Source organism: Pseudomonas sp. FYR_2 (assembly GCF_043106425.1).
Classification (GTDB): Bacteria; Pseudomonadota; Gammaproteobacteria; order Pseudomonadales; family Pseudomonadaceae; genus Aquipseudomonas; species Aquipseudomonas monteilii.
Map to the genome: position 1 here is coordinate 120,333 of NZ_JBICMM010000058.1, position 19,313 is coordinate 139,645.

The following is a 19,313-nucleotide window of genomic DNA, read 5'->3' on the forward strand; positions in this document are numbered from 1 at the left end:
GCGATTCTATCAGTCCGACAGCGTAACGGCATCTACGCGACGCTTTGCCGCGTCATACTGGCGCGCCGTATACTTCCTTGTTTATGCCCGCCAAGCGAGGCCGCAGTGGACAAGATCCTGATTCGTGGGGCACGTACCCACAACCTGAAGAACATCGACCTGACCCTGCCCCGGGACAAGCTGATCGTGATCACCGGCCTGTCCGGTTCCGGCAAGTCGTCCCTGGCGTTCGACACCCTCTACGCCGAAGGCCAGCGCCGCTACGTGGAATCGCTGTCGGCCTACGCCCGGCAGTTCCTGTCGATGATGGAAAAGCCCGACGTCGATACCATCGAAGGCCTCTCACCGGCCATTTCCATCGAGCAGAAGTCGACCTCGCACAACCCACGCTCCACGGTCGGCACCATCACTGAAATCTACGACTACCTGCGCCTGTTGTATGCCCGCGTGGGTACGCCACGCTGCCCGGACCACGATATCCCGCTGGAGGCGCAAACGATCAGCCAGATGGTCGACCTGGTGCTGGAGCGCCCGGAAGGCAGCAAGCTGATGCTGCTGGCGCCGGTGGTGCGCGAGCGCAAGGGTGAGCACCTGGCCGTGTTTGACGAGTTGCGCGCTCAAGGGTTCGTACGCGCCCGGGTCAACGGCAAGCTCTACGAGCTGGACGAACTGCCCAAACTGGACAAACAGAAAAAGCACAGCATCGATGTGGTGGTAGACCGCTTCAAGGTGCGCGCCGACCTGCAGCAACGCCTCGCTGAATCGTTCGAGACCGCACTGAAGCTGGCCGACGGGATCGCTCTGGTAGCACCGATGGACGACGAACCAGGCGAAGAGATGATCTTCTCCGCCCGCTTCGCCTGCCCGGTGTGCGGCCATGCCATCAGCGAGCTGGAACCCAAGCTGTTCTCCTTCAACAACCCGGCTGGCGCCTGCCCGACCTGCGATGGCCTGGGGGTGAAGCAGTTCTTCGACACCAAACGCCTGGTCAATACCGAACTCACCCTGGCTGAAGGTGCGATCCGCGGCTGGGACCGACGCAACGTTTACTACTTCCAGATGCTCGGCTCGTTGGCCGCGCATTATGGCTTCAGCCTGGAAGAACCCTTCGGCGAGCTCTCGGCAGAACACCAGAAGGTGATCCTGCAAGGCAGTGGCAAGCAAAGCATCGACTTCAAGTACTTGAACGACCGTGGCGATATCGTAAAGCGCTCGCACCCGTTTGAAGGCATCGTGCCGAACCTGGAACGCCGCTACCGCGAGACCGAGTCGGCCACCGTACGCGAAGAGCTGGCCAAGTTCCTCGGCACCCAGCCCTGCCCGGATTGCCGTGGCACTCGCCTGCGCCGTGAAGCACGCCATGTGTGGGTAGGCGAAAAAACGCTGCCGGCGGTCACCAACCTACCGATCGGTGAAGCCAGCAACTACTTTGGCGAGCTGACCCTGACTGGCCGCCGTGGCGAGATTGCCGCCAAGATCCTCAAGGAAATCTGCGAGCGCTTGCAGTTCCTGGTCAACGTCGGCCTCGACTACCTCACCCTCGACCGTAGCGCCGACACCCTGTCCGGTGGCGAGGCCCAGCGTATCCGGCTTGCCAGCCAGATTGGCGCCGGCCTGGTCGGGGTGATGTACATCCTTGATGAACCGTCCATCGGCCTTCATCAACGCGACAACGACCGCCTGCTGGCCACCCTCAACCACCTGCGCGATTTGGGCAACACGGTCATCGTGGTAGAGCACGACGAGGACGCCATTCGCTTGGCCGACTATGTGGTCGATATCGGCCCAGGGGCCGGTGTGCATGGTGGCCAGATCGTCGCCGAGGGCTCGCCACAGGAGGTCATGGACCACCCTGATTCGTTAACCGGCAAGTACTTGTCCGGACGCAAGAAGATCGTCGTGCCAGCCAAGCGCACGCCGCGCAACAAGAAGCTGCAACTAAAGCTCAAGGGTGCGCGTGGCAACAACCTGCAGAACGTCGACCTCGAAGTCCCCATCGGCCTGCTGACCTGCGTGACGGGGGTATCCGGCTCGGGCAAATCGACGCTGATCAACAACACCCTGTTCCCCTTGGCCGCTACTGCCCTCAATGGCGCAAGCAGCCTGGAAGCCGCAGCGCACAGCAGCATGGACGGCCTGCAGCACCTGGATAAGGTGGTGGATATCGACCAGAGCCCGATCGGCCGCACTCCGCGCTCGAACCCGGCAACGTACACCGGTATTTTCACCCCTATCCGCGAGCTGTTCTCCGGGGTGCCGGAGTCGCGCTCACGCGGCTATGGCCCGGGACGTTTCTCGTTCAACGTCAAGGGTGGCCGTTGCGAGGCCTGCCAAGGCGATGGCCTGATCAAGGTCGAGATGCACTTCCTGCCAGACATCTACGTGCCGTGCGACGTGTGCAAGAGCAAGCGCTACAACCGCGAAACGTTGGAGATCAAGTACAAGGGCAAGAACATCCACGAGGTGCTGGAAATGACCATCGAGGATGCCCGCGAATTCTTCGACGCAGTGCCAGCGCTGGCGCGCAAGCTGCAAACACTGATGGATGTAGGCCTGTCGTACATCAAGCTGGGCCAGTCGGCGACTACCTTGTCTGGTGGTGAGGCGCAGCGGGTGAAGCTGTCCCGCGAGTTGTCCAAGCGCGATACCGGCAAAACCCTGTATATCCTGGATGAACCCACCACGGGCCTGCACTTTGCCGATATCCAGCAGTTGCTGGACGTGCTGCATCGCCTGCGTGATCACGGCAATACCGTGGTGGTGATCGAGCACAACCTGGATGTGATCAAGACTGCTGACTGGCTGGTGGACCTCGGCCCGGAGGGTGGTTCCAAAGGGGGACAGATCATTGCCTGCGGTACGCCGGAAGAACTGAGCGAGATGAAGCAGTCCTATACCGGGCATTACCTGAAACCGCTGCTGGAGCGGGACCGGGCCTGAGTGTTGCTGATGGAATGAAAAAGCCCCTGGCACCATTGGTGTCAGGGGCTTTTTCTTGAGACTGTGGGTAACTTACATCTGCGACTGCAGGTAGTTCTCCAGGCCAATGGCCTTGATCAGACCCTGCTGCTTCTCCAGCCAGTAGGTGTGATCTTCTTCGGTGTCCGCCAGTTGCGCACGCAGGATGTCACGGCTGATGTAGTCCTTGTGCAGCTCGCACAGCTCGATGCCTTTGCACAGCGCACCGCGCACCTTGTACTCAAGCTTGAGGTCGGCCTCGATCATTTCCGGCACGGTGCTGCCGACTTCCAGGTCGTCTGCACGCATGTCAGGTGTGCCTTCGAGCATCAGGATGCGACGCATCAGGGCATCAGCGTGCTGCGTCTCTTCTTCCATCTCGTGGTTGATACGCTCGTAGAGCTTGGTCAGGCCCCAGTCTTCGTACATGCGCGAATGAATGAAGTACTGGTCGCGTGCTGCCAGTTCGCCCTTCAGCAACGTGACGAGGTAGTTGATTACGTCCGGGTGGCCTTGCATCGCCCTGCTTCTCCATATGAAAACGTCTATGCCACATAGTGTGAACCAGCTTTTGCCTGCGGTCACTGAAAAATGCGCAATTAGAAGCAAAAAATCGGTTAAACAGTAGTGATATTCATTGAAAAACCGCCCGAATGAGGGCGGTTCTTCTTATCACTTCGACTTAGGCGAGATTGATGCCCAGGGCTTTGGCGATCCCTTCTCCATAGGCCGGGTCGGCCTGGAAGAAGTACTGCAACTGGCGTTGGATGACGTCCTCACTGACACCCGCCATGGTTCCAGCGATGTTGCTGATCAGCAGGGCTTTCTGCTCGTCACTCATCAGGCGGAACAGCGCGCCGGCGTGGCTGTAGTAGTCAGTGTCCTCGCGGTGATCGTAACGGTCGGCCGAGCCATTCAGAGCCAATGCGGGCTCGGCGTGACGTGGCGACTGTTTCGGTGCCGCGGCGTAGCTGTTGGGTTCGTAGTTCGGTGCACTGCCATAGCTGCCAGTGGCCATGGAGCCGTCGCGCTGGTAGCTGTTGACCGGGCAGCGTGGTGCGTTCACCGGCAACTGTTGGTGGTTAGTCCCCACACGGTAGCGGTGTGCGTCCGCGTAGGCGAACACGCGGCCCTGCAGCATGCGGTCCGGCGACAGGCCAACCCCTGGCACCATGTTGCTTGGCCCGAAGGCAGCCTGCTCGACCTCGGCGAAGTAGTTGAGCGGGTTGCGGTTAAGCTCAAGCACGCCCACTTCGATCAATGGGTAGTCCTTTTGCGACCAGGTTTTGGTCACGTCGAACGGGTTCTCGTCGCGGCTCGCGGCCTCGGCTTCGCTCATCACCTGGATGCAGACAGTCCAGCGTGGATAATCGCCACGCTCAATGGCTTCGAACAGGTCGCGCTGGGCGTAGTCCGGATCAGTACCTGCCAAGCGTGCGGCCTCTGCCGGGGCGAGGTTCTTGATGCCTTGCTGGGTCTTGAAGTGCCATTTGACCCAAGTGCGCTCACCCTGGGCATTGATCAGGCTGTAGGTGTGGCTGCCAAAGCCGTGCATGTGGCGGTAGCCATCCGGAATGCCCCGGTCGGAGAACAGGATGGTGACCTGGTGCAGCGCCTCGGGCGAGTGCGACCAGAAATCCCACATCATCTGGGCGTTCTTCAGGTTGGACTGCGGGTGACGTTTCTGGGTGTGGATAAAGTCCGGGAACTTGAGCGGATCACGAATGAAGAACACTGGCGTATTGTTACCCACGATGTCCCAGTTACCTTCCTCGGTGTAGAACTTGACGGCAAATCCGCGCGGATCGCGCTCTGTGTCCGCAGAACCACGTTCGCCACCCACGGTAGAGAAGCGCAGGAATGTCTCCGTCTGCTTGCCAATCTGCTCGAACAGTTTGGCGCTGGTGTAATCGGTGATGTCGCGGGTTACGGTAAAAGTGCCATAGGCGCCCGAACCCTTCGCGTGAACCCGGCGCTCTGGAATGTTCTCACGGTTGAAATGGGCGAGCTTCTCAATCAGGTGGAAGTCGTCAAGCAGCAGCGGGCCGCGTGGGCCGGCGGAGCGGGAGTTCTGGTTGTCGGCTACAGGTGCACCGCTGGCGGTGGTGAGAATCTTGCTCATGGGCTCTCCTTATCGGTCTTGAAGCGCCGGCTAATCGGCTATGGAGAGAGTATTGACGAGCAAGGTTACAGGGACAAATTCATTAACTGATTTACATCAATAGAAATTAACAATACCAACAGACACAAAAAACCGGGCACTAGGCCCGGTTCTTTGTAGCAGACAGAACGTCTTACTCAGCAGCTTCTACAGCACCGCCGACCGGACGATCAACCAGCTCGACGTACGCCATAGGCGCGTTGTCGCCAGCGCGGAAACCGCACTTCAGGATGCGCAGGTAGCCGCCCTGACGGGTGGCGTAACGCTTGCCCAGGTCGTTGAACAGTTTGCCAACAGCGGACTTCGAACGGGTACGGTCGAAGGCCAGACGACGGTTAGCAACGCTGTCTTCCTTGGCCAGGGTGATCAGCGGCTCGGCAACGCGGCGCAGTTCCTTGGCTTTCGGCAGGGTGGTTTTGATCAGCTCGTGCTCGATCAGCGACACTGCCATGTTCTGGAACATAGCCTTGCGGTGAGAGCTGGTACGGCTCAGGTGACGTCCACTTTTACGATGACGCATGATTCATTCCTTACCAAACACTACGTTCGGTGATTACGACGATCAGGCGGTCGCCTTGTCGTCTTTCTTAAGACTTGCAGGCGGCCAGTTGTCGAGGCGCATGCCGAGAGACAGACCACGAGAGGCCAGGACGTCCTTGATTTCAGTCAGGGACTTCTTGCCGAGGTTAGGAGTCTTCAACAGCTCTACTTCGGTACGCTGAATCAGGTCGCCGATGTAGTAGATGTTCTCCGCCTTGAGGCAGTTGGCCGAACGTACAGTCAGTTCCAGGTCGTCAACCGGACGCAGCAGGATCGGATCGATCTCGTCTTCCTGCTCGACTACGACAGGCTCGCTGTCACCTTTGAGGTCGACGAACGCGGCCAGCTGCTGTTGCAGGATGGTCGCAGCGCGGCGGATTGCCTCTTCAGGGTCCAGGGTGCCGTTGGTTTCCAGATCAATGACCAGTTTGTCCAGGTTGGTACGCTGCTCAACACGGGCGTTCTCGACCACATAGGCGATACGACGCACCGGGCTGAACGAAGCGTCCAACTGCAGACGGCCAATGCTACGGCTTTCGTCTTCGTCGGTTTGACGGGAGTCGGCCGGCTCGTAACCACGACCACGAGCTACAGTGAGCTTCATGTTCAGGGCGCCGTTCGACGCCAGGTTCGCGATTACGTGATCGGGGTTGACGATCTCGACATCGTGATCCAGCTGAATATCGGCAGCGGTAACCACCCCCGAACCCTTTTTCGACAAGGTCAGCGTAACTTCGTCACGACCGTGCAGTTTGATAGCCAGGCCTTTCAGGTTCAACAGGATTTCAATGACGTCTTCCTGAACACCTTCGATCGCGGAGTACTCGTGGAGTACGCCATCGATCTCGGCCTCGACTACTGCACAGCCAGGCATGGAGGACAACAGGATGCGGCGCAGCGCGTTGCCCAGGGTATGGCCGAAACCACGCTCGAGAGGCTCGAGCGTGATCTTGGCGCGGGTCGGACTGACTACCTGCACATCAATGTGGCGGGGAGTCAGGAACTCATTTACCGAAATCTGCATGGATGCACCTATTTTCTAGCCCTTACTTGGAGTAGAGCTCGACAATCAGGTTCTCGTTGATGTCGGCAGACAGGTCGCTGCGAGCAGGAACGTTCTTGAAAACGCCCGACTTTTTAGCAGCATCCACGTCAACCCACTCAACGCGGCCACGCTGGGCGCACAGTTCAAGGGCTTGAACAATGCGCAGCTGGCTCAGCGATTTCTCGCGAACCGCGACCACGTCACCCGGACGAACTTGGTAGGATGGAATGTTTACAGTCTTACCGTTGACGCTGATCGCTTTGTGCGAAACCAGCTGACGCGACTCAGAACGAGTCGAGCCGAAGCCCATACGGTAAACGACGTTATCCAGACGGCACTCGAGCAGTTGCAGCAGGTTCTCACCGGTTGCGCCTTTTTTCGAGGCAGCAGCTTGGTAGTAACCGCGGAACTGACGCTCCAGAACACCGTAGATACGACGGACTTTTTGTTTCTCACGCAGCTGGGTGCCGTAGTCAGACTGACGGCCACGGCGCTGGCCGTGGATACCTGGGGCTGCTTCGATGTTGCACTTCGATTCCAGAGCGCGAACGCCGCTCTTCAGGAACAGGTCAGTGCCTTCACGACGAGACAGTTTGCATTTTGGACCAATGTAACGTGCCATTCTTCTGTCTCCTGATTACACGCGACGCTTCTTCGGCGGACGGCACCCGTTGTGCGGGATTGGCGTCACGTCGGTGATGCTGGCGATCTTGTAGCCGCAGCTGTTCAATGCACGAACGGCGGACTCACGACCTGGACCTGGACCCTTGACGTTAACGTCGAGGTTCTTCAGACCGTATTCCAGCGCAGCTTGACCAGCACGCTCAGCAGCGATCTGAGCTGCGAACGGGGTGGATTTGCGCGAACCACGGAAACCCGAACCACCGGAGGTCGCCCAGGACAAAGCATTGCCCTGACGGTCGGTGATGGTCACGATGGTGTTGTTGAAAGAGGCATGGATGTGGGCGATGCCATCAACCACTGTCTTTTTGACTTTCTTACGAGGACGAGCAGCAGGTTTTGCCATGTCTATATTCCTGGGCGATTACTTGCGGATCGGCTTACGCGGGCCCTTACGGGTGCGTGCGTTGGTCTTGGTGCGCTGACCGCGAACCGGCAGACCTTTACGATGACGCAGGCCGCGGTAGCAACCCAGGTCCATCAAGCGTTTGATCTTCATGTTGATGTCACGACGCAGGTCACCTTCGGTGGTGAACTTCGCGACTTCGCCACGCAGGGTTTCGATTTGCTCGTCGCTCAGATCCTTGATCTTAGCGGCTGGGTTTACACCAGCGTCTGCACAGATCTTCTGTGCAGTTGTGCGACCGACACCATAGATGTAGGTCAGCGAGATAACAGTATGCTTGTTATCTGGAATGTTGACGCCTGCAATACGGGCCATTCAGTGGGACTCCAATTGACAGCTACCTACGCCCCGGAAGCCAAGAAATAGGGCGCGAGATAATATCGCTGTAGAAACGAATAATCAACCCAGCAGCACACTAGCTGCTGGGTTTGAAGCGCAGATCACACTCAGCCTTGGCGCTGTTTGTGACGCGGTTCCGCGCTGCAGATCACTCGTACGACGCCTTCGCGACGGATGATCTTGCAGTTACGGCACAGCTTTTTCACCGATGCACGAACTTTCATTACCGACTCCTCGAACCTTAGGGGCGTATCAGCGCAGCAGACCGCTGCCACCGTAGCCTTTCAGGTTGGCTTTCTTCATCAGGGATTCGTACTGGTGCGAAACGAGGTGCGATTGTACTTGGGACATGAAGTCCATCACAACCACTACCACAATCAGCAACGAGGTCCCGCCAAGGTAGAACGGCACATTTGCTGCCACCACCAGGAACTGGGGCAGAAGGCAGACGGCCATCATGTAAAGAGCACCGAACATGGTCAGACGAGTCAGAACGCCATCAATGTAGCGTGCCGACTGCTCACCAGGACGGATACCCGGAATAAAGGCACCGGACTTCTTCAGGTTTTCCGCTACGTCTTTCGGGTTGAACATCAACGCTGTGTAGAAGAAGCAGAAGAAAATGATCCCTGCACTAAACAGCAGAATGTTCAACGGCTGACCAGGAGCGATCGACTGCGAGATGTCCTGCAGCCAGCCCATACCTTCGGACTGACCGAACCAGGCACCCAGCGAAGCCGGGAACAGCAAAATGCTGCTCGCGAAAATGGCCGGGATAACCCCCGCCATGTTCACTTTCAACGGCAAGTGGCTGGTCTGCGCAGCGAAGACCTTGCGGCCCTGCTGACGCTTGGCATAGTGAACGGCGATACGACGCTGACCACGCTCAATGAACACCACGAAACCGATAATCGCTACTGCCAGCAAACCGATAGCGACCAGGGCGAAAATGTTGATATCGCCTGTGCGTGCAGACTCGAAAGACTGCCCGATTGCTCTCGGAAGACCGGCAACGATACCTGCGAAGATCAACATCGAGATACCGTTGCCCACACCGCGCTCGGTGATCTGCTCGCCCAGCCACATCATGAACATCGCGCCCGCCACGAAGGTGGAGACGGCAACGACATGGAAGCCCAGGCCTACAGAAAACGCCACGCCCTGGTTGGCCAGGCCAATGGACATGCCAATGGCTTGAACCAGTGCCAGGATAACGGTGCCGTAGCGGGTGTACTGGCTGATCTTGCGACGGCCAGCTTCACCTTCCTTCTTCAACTGCTCCAGTTGCGGGCTGACCGCCGTCATCAGCTGCATGATGATCGATGCCGAGATGTACGGCATGATCCCCAGTGCAAAGATGCTCATGCGCTCAAGCGCGCCACCGGAAAACATGTTGAACAAGCTAAGAATGGTCCCCTCATTCTGCCGAAACAGATCCGCCAGACGGTCCGGATTGATGCCGGGAACCGGGATATGCGCACCTATCCGATAGACGATGATCGCCATGAACAGAAAGCGCAGACGAGCCCAGAGTTCCGACATCCCGCCCTTACCGAGCGAAGAGAGAGCACCTTGCTTAGCCATTTATTCCTCGAATTTGCCGCCAGCTGCTTCGATAGCCGCACGCGCACCCTTGGTGGCTGCGATGCCCTTGATGGTGACTGCGCGAGTAACTTCGCCAGACAGCATGATTTTCACACGCTGAATGTGCTGGTTGATCACGTTGGCATCCTTCAGGGATTGCACGGAGATCACGTCGCCTTCCACTTTGGCCAGCTCGGACAGACGCACTTCGGCGCGGTCCATGGCTTTCAGGGAAACGAAGCCGAACTTCGGCAGACGACGGTGCAGCGGCTGTTGACCGCCTTCGAAGCCAGGAGCGATCGAACCACCCGAACGGGAAGTCTGACCTTTGTGGCCACGGCCGCCGGTCTTACCCAGACCGCTACCGATACCACGACCTGGACGATGCTTCTCGCGACGGGAACCCGGCGCTGGACTCAGATCATTGAGTTTCATCGATTAACCCTCGACCTTCAGCATGTAGTAAGCCTTGTTGATCATCCCGCGGTTCTCGGGAGTATCCTGGACTTCTACAGTGTGACCGATGCGACGCAGACCCAGGCCTTTAACGCACAGTTTGTGGTTAGGCAGACGGCCCGAGACGCTCTTGATCAGCGTTACTTTTACGGTTGCCATGATCAGAAGATCTCCTCGACGCTCTTGCCGCGCTTGGCAGCAATGGATTCAGGAGATTGCATGGCTTTCAGACCCTTGAAGGTGGCGTAAACCACGTTCACTGGGTTGGTCGAACCGTAGCACTTGGCCAGAACGTTCTGAACACCAGCAACTTCCAGGACAGCACGCATTGCGCCACCGGCGATGATACCGGTACCTTCCGAGGCAGGCTGCATGTAAACCTTCGAGGCGCCGTGGGCAGCCTTGGTGGCGTACTGCAGGGTGGTGCCCTTCAGGTCAACCTGGATCATGTTGCGGCGAGCAGCTTCCATGGCTTTCTGGATCGCGGCTGGTACTTCGCGCGATTTGCCACGGCCGAAGCCAACACGACCTTTACCATCACCTACCACGGTCAGCGCGGTGAAGGTGAAGATACGGCCGCCTTTTACGGTTTTGGCAACGCGGTTAACTTGAACCAGCTTCTCGATGTAGCCTTCGTCGCGCTTTTGATCGTTATTTGCCATAACTTAGAACTCCAGCCCGCCTTCACGAGCAGCATCAGCCAGCGCTTTGACGCGGCCATGGTACTTGAAGCCGGAACGGTCAAAGGCAACTTGAGATACACCGGCGGCTTTCGCACGCTCAGCTACCAGCTTGCCAACCTTAGTGGCCGCGTCGATGTTGCCAGTGGCGCCATCACGCAGTTCTTTGTCCAAGGTCGAGGCGCTTGCCAGAACCTTGCTGCCGTCGGCCGAAATGACCTGGGCGTAGATGTGCTGCGAGGAGCGGAACACGCACAGGCGCACGACTTCGAGTTCGTGCATCTTGAGACGTGCTTTGCGAGCGCGACGCAGTCGGATAACTTTTTTGTCGGTCATTTGCTAGGCCCTACTTCTTCTTGGCTTCTTTACGACGGACTACTTCGTCCGCGTAACGCACACCCTTGCCTTTGTAAGGCTCTGGCGGACGGAAGTCGCGGATTTCAGCGGCCACCTGACCCACCAGCTGCTTGTCGATACCCTTGATCAGGATGTCGGTCTGGCTTGGGGTTTCAGCGGTGATGCCGGCTGGCAGTTCGTAGTCCACTGGGTGCGAGAAGCCCAGAGCCAGGTTCAGGACGGTGCCTTTAGCCTGTGCCTTGTAACCAACACCGACCAGCTGGAGCTTACGCTCGAAGCCTTGGCTTACGCCTTGGACCATGTTGTTCACCAGAGCGCGGGTGGTACCGGCCATGGCGCGAGCTTGCTGGTCACCGTTGCGAGCGACGAAACGCAGCTCGCCAGACTCTTCGGTAACTTCAACAGACGAGTGAACGTTCAGTTCGAGAGTGCCTTTGGCACCCTTCACCGAAAGCTGCTGGCCGGCGAATTTGACTTCGACGCCTGCTGGCAGCTTAACGGGGTTCTTAGCGACGCGAGACATGCCTATCTCCCCTTAGAACACTGTGCACAGAACTTCGCCGCCGACACCGGCAGCGCGCGCAGCGCGATCAGTCATCACACCTTTGTTGGTGGAGACGATAGACACGCCCAGGCCGCCACGTACTTTCGGCAGTTCTGCGACGGACTTGTACTGGCGCAGGCCAGGACGGCTGGAACGCTTCAGTTCCTCGATGACCGGACGGCCTTCGAAGTACTTCAGCTCGATCGACAGGGAAGGCTTGGCCTCACCAGTAACCTGGTAGCCAGCGATGTAACCTTCGTCTTTCAGAACTTTGGCAACCGCGACCTTCAGGGTGGAGGAAGGCATGCTTACGACGGACTTTTCAGCCATCTGGGCATTACGGATGCGAGTTAGCATGTCCGCTAACGGGTCCTGCATACTCATGGGCTAGATGCTCCTGATACAAGAATTATTAGCCTTGCGGCTATCACAACCACCCAAGCAGGCAGGGTAAAAAACCCAGGCTCAGGTGAGCCGGTCATTCTAGACACAAGGCAGAAACGAAACAAGCCCCATATAGGGGCTTGTTTGTTGGCAAGGTCACCGGCGGTCGGAAGATTGCTCCCCTTGCGCCGGGATCCAGCCTGCAGCGATTACCAGGAGGCCTTGACCAGACCTGGTACGTCACCGCGCATTGCAGCTTGACGCAGCATGTTACGGCCCAGGCCGAACTTACGGTATACACCGTGAGGACGACCGGTCAGGCGGCAACGGTTGCGCAGGCGCGAGGCGCTAGCATCACGTGGCTGCTTCTGCAGAGCGACAACGGCAGCGAAACGCTCTTCTGGAGAGGCGTTAACGTTGACGATGGTCGCTTTCAGCTCAGCACGCTTCTTAGCGAACTTGGCTACCGTGAGCTGACGCTTCAGCTCGCGGTTTTTCATGCTCTTCTTGGCCATTTTCCTACTCCAATCAGTTGCGGAACGGGAACTTGAAAGCACGCAGCAGAGCGCGGCCTTCGTCGTCCGAACGAGCAGTGGTGGTCAGGGTGATGTCCAAACCGCGCAGAGCATCGATCTTGTCGTAGTCGATTTCCGGGAAGATGATCTGCTCTTTCACGCCCATGCTGTAGTTGCCACGGCCATCGAAGGACTTGGCATTCAGGCCGCGGAAGTCGCGAACCCGAGGCAGGGAGATCGCCAGCAGGCGGTCCAGGAATTCGTACATCTTGTCGCTACGCAGGGTCACCTTGACGCCGATCGGCCAGCCTTCGCGGACTTTGAAGCCAGCGATGGATTTGCGAGCGAAAGTCACAACCGGCTTTTGACCGGTGATCTTTTCCAGGTCGGCAACAGCGTGCTCGATGACTTTCTTGTCACCGATCGCTTCGCCCAGACCCATGTTCAGGGTGATTTTGGTAACGCGCGGAACTTCCATCACGTTCGACAGCTTAAGTTCTTCCTTAAGCTTAGGAGCGATTTCGTTCCGGTAAATCTCTTTCAGTCGTGCCATGGTCTTCTACCTAGCAGTGTTCAAGCATCAACCGCTTTTTGGGTCGACTTGAAGACACGAATTTTTTTACCGTCTTCTACTTTGAAACCAACGCGGTCAGCCTTGTTGGTTTCGCCGTTGAAGATGGCAACGTTGGAAGCGTGCAGAGGCGCTTCTTTCTCGACGATACCGCCCTGTACGCCCGCCATCGGGTTAGGCTTGGTATGACGCTTGACCAGGTTCACACCACCAACGACCAGACGGTCGTCAGCCAGAACCTTCAGCACCTTACCGCGCTTACCTTTGTCTTTGCCGGCGATCACGATGATCTCGTCGTCACGACGAATCTTTTGCATGTCGGATCTCCTTACAGCACTTCAGGGGCGAGCGAGACGATCTTCATGAACTTCTCAGTACGAAGTTCACGGGTCACTGGCCCGAAGATGCGAGTGCCGATCGGCTCTTGCTTGTTGTTCAGCAGAACAGCAGCGTTGCCGTCGAAACGAATGATGGAACCGTCAGCGCGACGAACACCGTGACGGGTGCGCACGACAACAGCAGTCATCACTTGGCCTTTTTTGACCTTACCGCGCGGAATTGCTTCCTTGACGGTAACCTTGATGATGTCACCGATGCCGGCGTAACGGCGGTGCGAACCACCGAGCACCTTGATGCACATGACGCGACGAGCGCCGCTGTTATCGGCCACATCGAGCATGGATTGAGTCTGAATCATAAAATTTCTCCGACCCCTAGCCCTTAGACTTCAACAGCGCGTTCGAGGACTTCAACCAGTGCCCAGGACTTGGTCTTGGCCAGCGGACGGGTTTCACGGATGGAAACCTTGTCGCCGATCTTGCACTGGTTGGCTTCGTCGTGCGCGTGCAGCTTAGTCGAACGCTTAACGTATTTACCGTAGATCGGGTGCTTTACGCGACGCTCGATCAGAACGGTGATGGTCTTGTCCATTTTGTCGCTGACGACACGGCCAGTCAGCGTACGGACGGTTTTTTCAGCTTCAGCCATGATCACTTACCTGCCTGCTGGTTGAGCACAGTTTTCACGCGAGCGATGTCACGCTTAACTTGCGAGAGCAGGTGCGACTGCCCCAACTGGCCAGTTGCTTTCTGCATACGCAGATTGAACTGGTCGCGCAGCAAGCCGAGCAGTTGCTCGTTCAGTTGCTGTGCCGATTTTTCACGAAGTTCATTCGCTTTCATCACATCACCGTCCGCTTAACAAAGGAGGTGGCGAGAGGCAGCTTTGCAGCAGCCAGGGCGAATGCTTCGCGCGCCAGCTCTTCAGAAACACCCTCGATCTCGTACAGGACTTTACCTGGCTGGATCTGGGCAACCCAGTACTCCACGGAACCCTTACCTTTACCCATACGAACCTCGAGAGGTTTCTTGGAGATCGGCTTGTCCGGGAACACACGGATCCAGATCTTGCCGCCACGTTTAACGTGACGGGTCAGCGCACGACGTGCGGACTCGATCTGGCGAGCGGTGAGGCGACCGCGAGCAACAGCTTTCAGGGCGAACTCGCCGAAGCTGACTTTGCTACCGCGCAGTGCCAGACCACGGTTGTGGCCAGTCATCTGCTTGCGGAATTTTGTACGCTTTGGTTGCAACATTTGGCGTACCCCTTACTTAGCAGCTTTTTTACGAGGCGCTGGTGCTTGTGGTTTCAGTTCTTCTTGGCGACCACCAATAACTTCGCCTTTGAAGATCCAAACCTTCACACCGATCACACCGTAAGTGGTGTGAGCTTCGTAGGTGTTGTAGTCGATATCGGCACGCAGGGTGTGCAGCGGCACACGACCTTCGCGATACCACTCGGTACGAGCAATCTCAGCACCGCCGAGACGACCGCTCACCTGGATCTTGATGCCCTTGGCACCAATACGCATGGCGTTCTGTACGGCGCGCTTCATGGCGCGACGGAACATTACGCGGCGTTCCAGCTGCTGAGCTACGCTCTGCGCAACCAGCATAGCGTCGAGTTCCGGCTTGCGGATCTCTTCGATGTTGATGTGCACAGGCACACCCATCTGCTTGGTCAGGTCCTGACGCAGCTTCTCGACATCTTCACCTTTCTTCCCGATAACGATACCTGGACGAGCGGTGTGGATGGTGATGCGTGCAGTTTGAGCCGGACGATGAATATCGATACGGCTTACGGACGCGCTTTTTAGTTTGTCTTGGAGGTACTCACGCGTTTTCAGATCCTTCAACAGGTAATCTGCGTAAGTAGCACCGTCTGCGTACCAGACGGAGGTGTGCTCCTTGACGATTCCCAGGCGAATGCCAGTGGGATGTACTTTCTGACCCATCTGATCGACTCCGTTACTTGTCCGCAACCTTGACAGTGATATGGCAAGACCGCTTGACGATGCGATCAGCACGGCCTTTGGCACGTGGCATGATGCGCTTCAGCGAACGCCCTTCGTTGACGAAGACGGTGGAGACCTTCAGGTCATCAACGTCTGCGCCTTCGTTGTGTTCGGCGTTGGCTACGGCCGACTCGAGGACTTTCTTCATGATTTCAGCGGCTTTTTTGCTGCTGAAGGCCAACAGGTTGAGCGCTTCGCCCACCTTCTTCCCGCGGATCTGGTCGGCGACCAAGCGGGCTTTCTGGGCGGAGATGCGAGCGCCCGACAACTTAGCGGCTACTTCCATTTCCTTACCCCTTAACGCTTGGCTTTCTTGTCAGCCACGTGCCCGCGGTAGGTGCGGGTACCGGCGAACTCGCCCAGTTTGTGGCCGACCATGTCTTCGTTCACGAGAACTGGGACATGTTGACGACCGTTGTGTACCGCGATGGTCAGACCGACCATTTGTGGCAGGATCATCGAACGGCGCGACCAGGTTTTAACTGGCTTGCGATCGTTCTTCTCCACCGCCACTTCGACCTTCTTCAGCAGGTGAAGATCGATAAAAGGACCTTTTTTCAGAGAACGTGGCACTGTCGTATCCCTCTAGTTACTTGCGACGACGGACGATCATGTTGTCGGTACGCTTATTACCACGGGTTTTAGCACCCTTGGTTGGGAAGCCCCATGGCGATACCGGATGACGACCACCGGAGGTACGACCTTCACCACCACCGTGTGGGTGGTCAACCGGGTTCATGGCAACACCACGAACGGTTGGGCGAACGCCGCGCCAGCGTTTGGCACCAGCTTTACCCAGCGAACGCAGGCTGTGCTCGGAGTTCGAGACTTCGCCCAGGGTCGCACGGCACTCAGCCAGGACTTTACGCATTTCACCAGAGCGCAGACGCAGGGTCACGTAGACACCTTCGCGAGCGATCAGCTGAGCCGAAGCACCAGCGGAACGAGCGATCTGAGCACCTTTACCCGGCTTCAGTTCGATGCCGTGAATGGTGGAACCCACTGGAATGTTGCGCAGCTGCAGGGAGTTACCGGCCTTGATTGGGGCCAGGGCACCTGCGATCAGCTGGTCGCCAGCGCTCACGCCTTTAGGGGCGATGATGTAGCGACGCTCACCGTCTGCGTAGCACAGCAGGGCGATGTGAGCAGTACGGTTTGGATCGTATTCGATACGCTCGACAGTGGCTGGAATGCCATCTTTGTCGTTGCGACGGAAGTCGACCAGACGGTAATGCTGCTTATGACCACCACCAACGTGACGAGTGGTAATGCGGCCATTGTTGTTACGACCACCAGACTTCGATTTCTTCTCGATCAGCGGTGCGTGAGGAGCGCCTTTGTGCAGCTCCTTGTTGACCACCTTGACCACGAAACGGCGGCCAGGGGAAGTCGGTTTGCATTTAACGATTGCCATGATGCACCCCTTCCTTACTCAGCACTGCTGCTGAAATCGAGATCTTGGCCTGGCTGAAGGGAGACGATCGCCTTCTTCCAGTCATTACGCTTGCCCAGACCACGTGCGGTACGCTTGGTTTTACCCAGAACGTTAACAGTCGACACGTTTTCAACTTTTACGTTGAACAGGCCTTCGACAGCTTTCTTGATTTCCAGCTTGGTTGCATCAGTAGCAACCTTGAATACGAACTGGCCTTTTTTCTCAGCCAGAACGGTAGCCTTCTCGGAAACGTGCGGGCCAAGGAGGACTTTGAATACGCGTTCCTGGTTCATCCCAGCAGCTCCTCGAATTTCTTCACGGCCGAGACAGTGATCAACACTTTCTCGTATGCGATCAGACTGACCGGGTCGGAACCTTGTACGTCACGTACGTCGACGTGCGGCAGGTTGCGAGCAGCCAGGTACAGGTTCTGATCAACAGCGTCGGAAACGATCAATACGTCGCTCAGACCCATGCCGTTCAGCTTGTTCAGCAGATCTTTGGTTTTCGGTGCTTCGACAGCGAAGTCCTGAACCACGACCAGACGGTCGCTACGCACCAGCTCAGCGAGGATGGAGCGCAGGGCTGCGCGGTACATCTTCTTGTTGAGCTTCTGCGAGTGATCTTGAGGGCGAGCTGCGAAGGTTACACCACCGCCACGCCAGATCGGACCACGAGTGGTACCAGCACGAGCACGGCCAGTACCCTTCTGACGCCATGGGCGCTTACCGCCACCAGCCACGTCGGAACGGGTCTTTTGCTGCTTGGTGCCCTGACGGCCGCCAGCCATGTAGGCCACGACTGCTTGGTGAACCAGCGTCTCGTTGAATTCGCCACCGAAAGTCAGTTCGGAAACTTCGATCGCCTGAGCGTCATTTACATTGAGTTGCATGTCAGTTTCCCCTTAACCGCGAGCCTTGACAGCTGGACGTACAACCACGTCGCCGCCAGTAGCGCCAGGAACGGCACCCTTAACCAGCAGCAGGTTGCGTTCAGCGTCTACGCGAACTACTTCCAGGGACTGAACAGTCACGCGCTCGGCGCCCATGTGACCGGACATTTTCTTGCCCTTGAACACACGACCAGGAGTCTGGCACTGGCCGATGGAACCAGGAACACGGTGCGACACGGAGTTACCGTGGGTGTTGTCCTGACCACGGAAGTTCCAGCGCTTGATGGTACCGGCGAAGCCTTTACCTTTGGACTGACCAGTAACGTCTACCAGCTGGCCTGCAGTGAAGAGTTCAGCTTTGATCAGATCGCCAGCCTGGAAATCGCCTTCTTCAAGACGGAACTCCCAGACACCGCGACCAGCGGCAACGTTAGCCTTGGCGAAGTGACCTGCCTGAGCGGCAGTCACACGCGAAGCACGACGCTCGCCGACAGTGACTTGCACTGCACGGTAGCCATCGGTTTCTTCAGTTTTGAACTGGGTGACACGATTCGGCTCGATCTCAATGACCGTGACCGGAATGGAGACACCTTCTTCGGTGAAAATGCGGGTCATACCGCACTTGCGACCGATTACACCAATAGTCATGTTGTAAACCTCATGAGTGTACGGGGCTTTCACCCGCTATGGCCGCCCATTTCAGAGCGTTACACGACTAGACCGAAGTCTTAGCCGAGGCTGATCTGTACTTCCACACCTGCCGCCAGATCAAGCTTCATCAGCGCGTCAACGGTTTTATCCGTTGGCTGGACGATGTCCAGAACACGCTTATGAGTGCGAATCTCGTACTGGTCACGCGCGTCTTTGTTGACGTGCGGGGAGACCAGAACGGTGAAACGCTCTTTGCGGGTAGGCAGTGGAATTGGACCACGCACTTGTGCACCAGTACGTTTCGCGGTTTCCACGATTTCCTGGGTGGATTGGTCGATCAGGCGATGGTCGAAAGCCTTCAACCTGATACGGATTTGCTGATTTTGCATTGGATTTCAGACTCCAGGCTGTTCCCAACGGACGCACTACGCCCGCTAAAAGGAGGCGTGATTCTATAGACGCCCCCATTTAGTGTCAACCCAATAAAAAAAACCCCCGCTGAGCGGGGGTTTTTTCAATCGGTCGAGTGATTACTCGATGATTTTGGCTACGACGCCGGCGCCGACGGTACGACCGCCTTCACGGATAGCGAAGCGCAGACCGTCTTCCATTGCGATGGTCTTGATCAGGGTAACAGTCATCTGAATGTTGTCACCTGGCATTACCATTTCAACGCCTTCCGGCAGCTCGCAGTTACCGGTCACGTCAGTGGTACGGAAGTAGAACTGAGGACGGTAGCCTTTGAAGAACGGAGTGTGACG

31 protein-coding genes and 1 pseudogene are annotated in these 19,313 nt (G+C 57.3%); 1 reads left to right on the forward strand and 31 read right to left on the reverse strand.

All coding sequences use genetic code 11. The features are described 5' to 3' along the window. The first annotated feature begins 105 nt into the window (after positions 1–105). The gene (gene uvrA, locus ACF8R4_RS25205; protein ID WP_060499570.1) at positions 106–2,940 is read left to right on the forward strand and encodes an excinuclease ABC subunit UvrA; all 2,835 of its coding nucleotides are present in this window, start codon (positions 106–108) and stop codon (positions 2,938–2,940) included. Positions 2,941–3,012: 72 nt separating this feature from the next. On the opposite strand, the gene bfr is transcribed toward uvrA, so the two are convergent. The 31 genes and pseudogenes from bfr to ACF8R4_RS25360 all read right to left on the reverse strand — a co-directional run. Continuing rightward, positions 3,013–3,477, reverse strand: coding sequence for a bacterioferritin (gene bfr / locus ACF8R4_RS25210; RefSeq protein ID WP_016715322.1), 465 nt, complete (start codon positions 3,475–3,477; stop codon positions 3,013–3,015). A gap of 163 nt (positions 3,478–3,640) precedes the next feature. Next, positions 3,641–5,080, reverse strand: coding sequence for a catalase (locus ACF8R4_RS25215; RefSeq protein WP_060499571.1), 1,440 nt, complete (start codon positions 5,078–5,080; stop codon positions 3,641–3,643). 172 nt (positions 5,081–5,252) lie between these two features. Continuing rightward, on the reverse strand, positions 5,253–5,639 hold the full coding sequence (gene rplQ / locus ACF8R4_RS25220; RefSeq protein WP_003255451.1) for a 50S ribosomal protein L17: 387 nt from the start codon (positions 5,637–5,639) through the stop codon (positions 5,253–5,255). A gap of 42 nt (positions 5,640–5,681) precedes the next feature. Next, entirely contained in the window at positions 5,682–6,683 is a 1,002-nt protein-coding gene (locus tag ACF8R4_RS25225) for a DNA-directed RNA polymerase subunit alpha (RefSeq protein WP_003255452.1), read from the reverse strand. Between the two features lie 22 nt (positions 6,684–6,705). Further along, positions 6,706–7,326 (reverse strand): 30S ribosomal protein S4, encoded by a 621-nt coding sequence (rpsD, locus tag ACF8R4_RS25230; RefSeq protein WP_009681977.1) that lies wholly within the window; start codon positions 7,324–7,326, stop codon positions 6,706–6,708. A gap of 15 nt (positions 7,327–7,341) precedes the next feature. After that, positions 7,342–7,731: a 30S ribosomal protein S11 gene (gene rpsK, locus ACF8R4_RS25235; RefSeq protein ID WP_003255454.1), complete on the reverse strand. Its 390-nt coding sequence runs from the start codon at positions 7,729–7,731 to the stop codon at positions 7,342–7,344. Between the two features lie 18 nt (positions 7,732–7,749). After that, positions 7,750–8,106, reverse strand: a complete 357-nt coding sequence (gene rpsM, locus ACF8R4_RS25240) for a 30S ribosomal protein S13 (RefSeq protein WP_003255457.1) — start codon at positions 8,104–8,106, stop codon at positions 7,750–7,752. A gap of 131 nt (positions 8,107–8,237) precedes the next feature. After that, complete coding sequence (gene rpmJ, locus ACF8R4_RS25245) at positions 8,238–8,354, reverse strand: 50S ribosomal protein L36 (protein ID WP_002555468.1); 117 nt, start codon at positions 8,352–8,354, stop codon at positions 8,238–8,240. 28 nt (positions 8,355–8,382) lie between these two features. Next, entirely contained in the window at positions 8,383–9,714 is a 1,332-nt protein-coding gene (secY, locus tag ACF8R4_RS25250) for a preprotein translocase subunit SecY (RefSeq protein WP_003257108.1), read from the reverse strand. Next, on the reverse strand, positions 9,715–10,149 hold the full coding sequence (rplO, locus tag ACF8R4_RS25255) for a 50S ribosomal protein L15 (RefSeq protein WP_003255461.1): 435 nt from the start codon (positions 10,147–10,149) through the stop codon (positions 9,715–9,717). A 3-nt stretch (positions 10,150–10,152) separates the two neighbouring features. After that, positions 10,153–10,329 (reverse strand): 50S ribosomal protein L30, encoded by a 177-nt coding sequence (gene rpmD, locus ACF8R4_RS25260; RefSeq protein ID WP_003255463.1) that lies wholly within the window; start codon positions 10,327–10,329, stop codon positions 10,153–10,155. Between the two features lie 2 nt (positions 10,330–10,331). Next, complete coding sequence (rpsE, locus tag ACF8R4_RS25265; RefSeq protein WP_003255465.1) at positions 10,332–10,832, reverse strand: 30S ribosomal protein S5; 501 nt, start codon at positions 10,830–10,832, stop codon at positions 10,332–10,334. A 3-nt stretch (positions 10,833–10,835) separates the two neighbouring features. Beyond that, a complete protein-coding gene (gene rplR, locus ACF8R4_RS25270) occupies positions 10,836–11,186 on the reverse strand; it encodes a 50S ribosomal protein L18 (RefSeq protein ID WP_009681973.1) in 351 nt (116 codons plus the stop codon). A gap of 10 nt (positions 11,187–11,196) precedes the next feature. Next, a complete protein-coding gene (rplF, locus tag ACF8R4_RS25275; RefSeq protein ID WP_009681972.1) occupies positions 11,197–11,730 on the reverse strand; it encodes a 50S ribosomal protein L6 in 534 nt (177 codons plus the stop codon). Positions 11,731–11,742: 12 nt separating this feature from the next. After that, positions 11,743–12,135 carry a 30S ribosomal protein S8 gene (gene rpsH / locus ACF8R4_RS25280; RefSeq protein ID WP_009681971.1) on the reverse strand — a complete coding sequence of 131 codons (393 nt, stop codon included), beginning with the start codon at positions 12,133–12,135 and terminating at the stop codon, positions 11,743–11,745. A gap of 209 nt (positions 12,136–12,344) precedes the next feature. Then, the gene (rpsN, locus tag ACF8R4_RS25285; RefSeq protein WP_009681970.1) at positions 12,345–12,650 is read right to left on the reverse strand and encodes a 30S ribosomal protein S14; all 306 of its coding nucleotides are present in this window, start codon (positions 12,648–12,650) and stop codon (positions 12,345–12,347) included. Positions 12,651–12,663: 13 nt separating this feature from the next. Beyond that, positions 12,664–13,203 (reverse strand): 50S ribosomal protein L5, encoded by a 540-nt coding sequence (gene rplE / locus ACF8R4_RS25290; RefSeq protein ID WP_003255474.1) that lies wholly within the window; start codon positions 13,201–13,203, stop codon positions 12,664–12,666. Between the two features lie 20 nt (positions 13,204–13,223). Continuing rightward, positions 13,224–13,538: a 50S ribosomal protein L24 gene (gene rplX, locus ACF8R4_RS25295; RefSeq protein ID WP_016715319.1), complete on the reverse strand. Its 315-nt coding sequence runs from the start codon at positions 13,536–13,538 to the stop codon at positions 13,224–13,226. A gap of 11 nt (positions 13,539–13,549) precedes the next feature. Next, entirely contained in the window at positions 13,550–13,918 is a 369-nt protein-coding gene (gene rplN / locus ACF8R4_RS25300; RefSeq protein WP_002555479.1) for a 50S ribosomal protein L14, read from the reverse strand. Between the two features lie 23 nt (positions 13,919–13,941). Then, positions 13,942–14,208: a 30S ribosomal protein S17 gene (gene rpsQ, locus ACF8R4_RS25305; protein WP_003255478.1), complete on the reverse strand. Its 267-nt coding sequence runs from the start codon at positions 14,206–14,208 to the stop codon at positions 13,942–13,944. Positions 14,209–14,210: 2 nt separating this feature from the next. Beyond that, a complete protein-coding gene (gene rpmC, locus ACF8R4_RS25310) occupies positions 14,211–14,402 on the reverse strand; it encodes a 50S ribosomal protein L29 (protein WP_002555481.1) in 192 nt (63 codons plus the stop codon). After that, complete coding sequence (gene rplP, locus ACF8R4_RS25315; protein WP_003255479.1) at positions 14,402–14,815, reverse strand: 50S ribosomal protein L16; 414 nt, start codon at positions 14,813–14,815, stop codon at positions 14,402–14,404. The genes rpmC and rplP overlap by 1 nt, the downstream gene beginning before the upstream one ends. Before the next feature lie 12 nt (positions 14,816–14,827). Continuing rightward, a complete protein-coding gene (rpsC, locus tag ACF8R4_RS25320) occupies positions 14,828–15,514 on the reverse strand; it encodes a 30S ribosomal protein S3 (protein WP_003255481.1) in 687 nt (228 codons plus the stop codon). A 13-nt stretch (positions 15,515–15,527) separates the two neighbouring features. Then, positions 15,528–15,860, reverse strand: a complete 333-nt coding sequence (rplV, locus tag ACF8R4_RS25325) for a 50S ribosomal protein L22 (protein WP_003103908.1) — start codon at positions 15,858–15,860, stop codon at positions 15,528–15,530. Between the two features lie 11 nt (positions 15,861–15,871). Next, positions 15,872–16,147 (reverse strand): 30S ribosomal protein S19, encoded by a 276-nt coding sequence (rpsS, locus tag ACF8R4_RS25330; RefSeq protein ID WP_003255482.1) that lies wholly within the window; start codon positions 16,145–16,147, stop codon positions 15,872–15,874. 16 nt (positions 16,148–16,163) lie between these two features. Then, positions 16,164–16,988 carry a 50S ribosomal protein L2 gene (gene rplB, locus ACF8R4_RS25335; RefSeq protein ID WP_003255483.1) on the reverse strand — a complete coding sequence of 275 codons (825 nt, stop codon included), beginning with the start codon at positions 16,986–16,988 and terminating at the stop codon, positions 16,164–16,166. Positions 16,989–17,002: 14 nt separating this feature from the next. Next, on the reverse strand, positions 17,003–17,302 hold the full coding sequence (gene rplW / locus ACF8R4_RS25340) for a 50S ribosomal protein L23 (RefSeq protein ID WP_003255484.1): 300 nt from the start codon (positions 17,300–17,302) through the stop codon (positions 17,003–17,005). Next, entirely contained in the window at positions 17,299–17,901 is a 603-nt protein-coding gene (rplD, locus tag ACF8R4_RS25345) for a 50S ribosomal protein L4 (protein ID WP_003255485.1), read from the reverse strand. Before rplD ends, rplW begins: the two co-directional genes overlap by 4 nt. 12 nt (positions 17,902–17,913) lie before the next feature. Beyond that, positions 17,914–18,549 (reverse strand): 50S ribosomal protein L3, encoded by a 636-nt coding sequence (rplC, locus tag ACF8R4_RS25350; protein WP_003257089.1) that lies wholly within the window; start codon positions 18,547–18,549, stop codon positions 17,914–17,916. Between the two features lie 80 nt (positions 18,550–18,629). Beyond that, on the reverse strand, positions 18,630–18,941 hold the full coding sequence (gene rpsJ / locus ACF8R4_RS25355) for a 30S ribosomal protein S10 (RefSeq protein ID WP_003186070.1): 312 nt from the start codon (positions 18,939–18,941) through the stop codon (positions 18,630–18,632). A 141-nt stretch (positions 18,942–19,082) separates the two neighbouring features. Next, positions 19,083–19,313, reverse strand: a pseudogene (locus ACF8R4_RS25360) (elongation factor Tu); the annotation flags it as partial.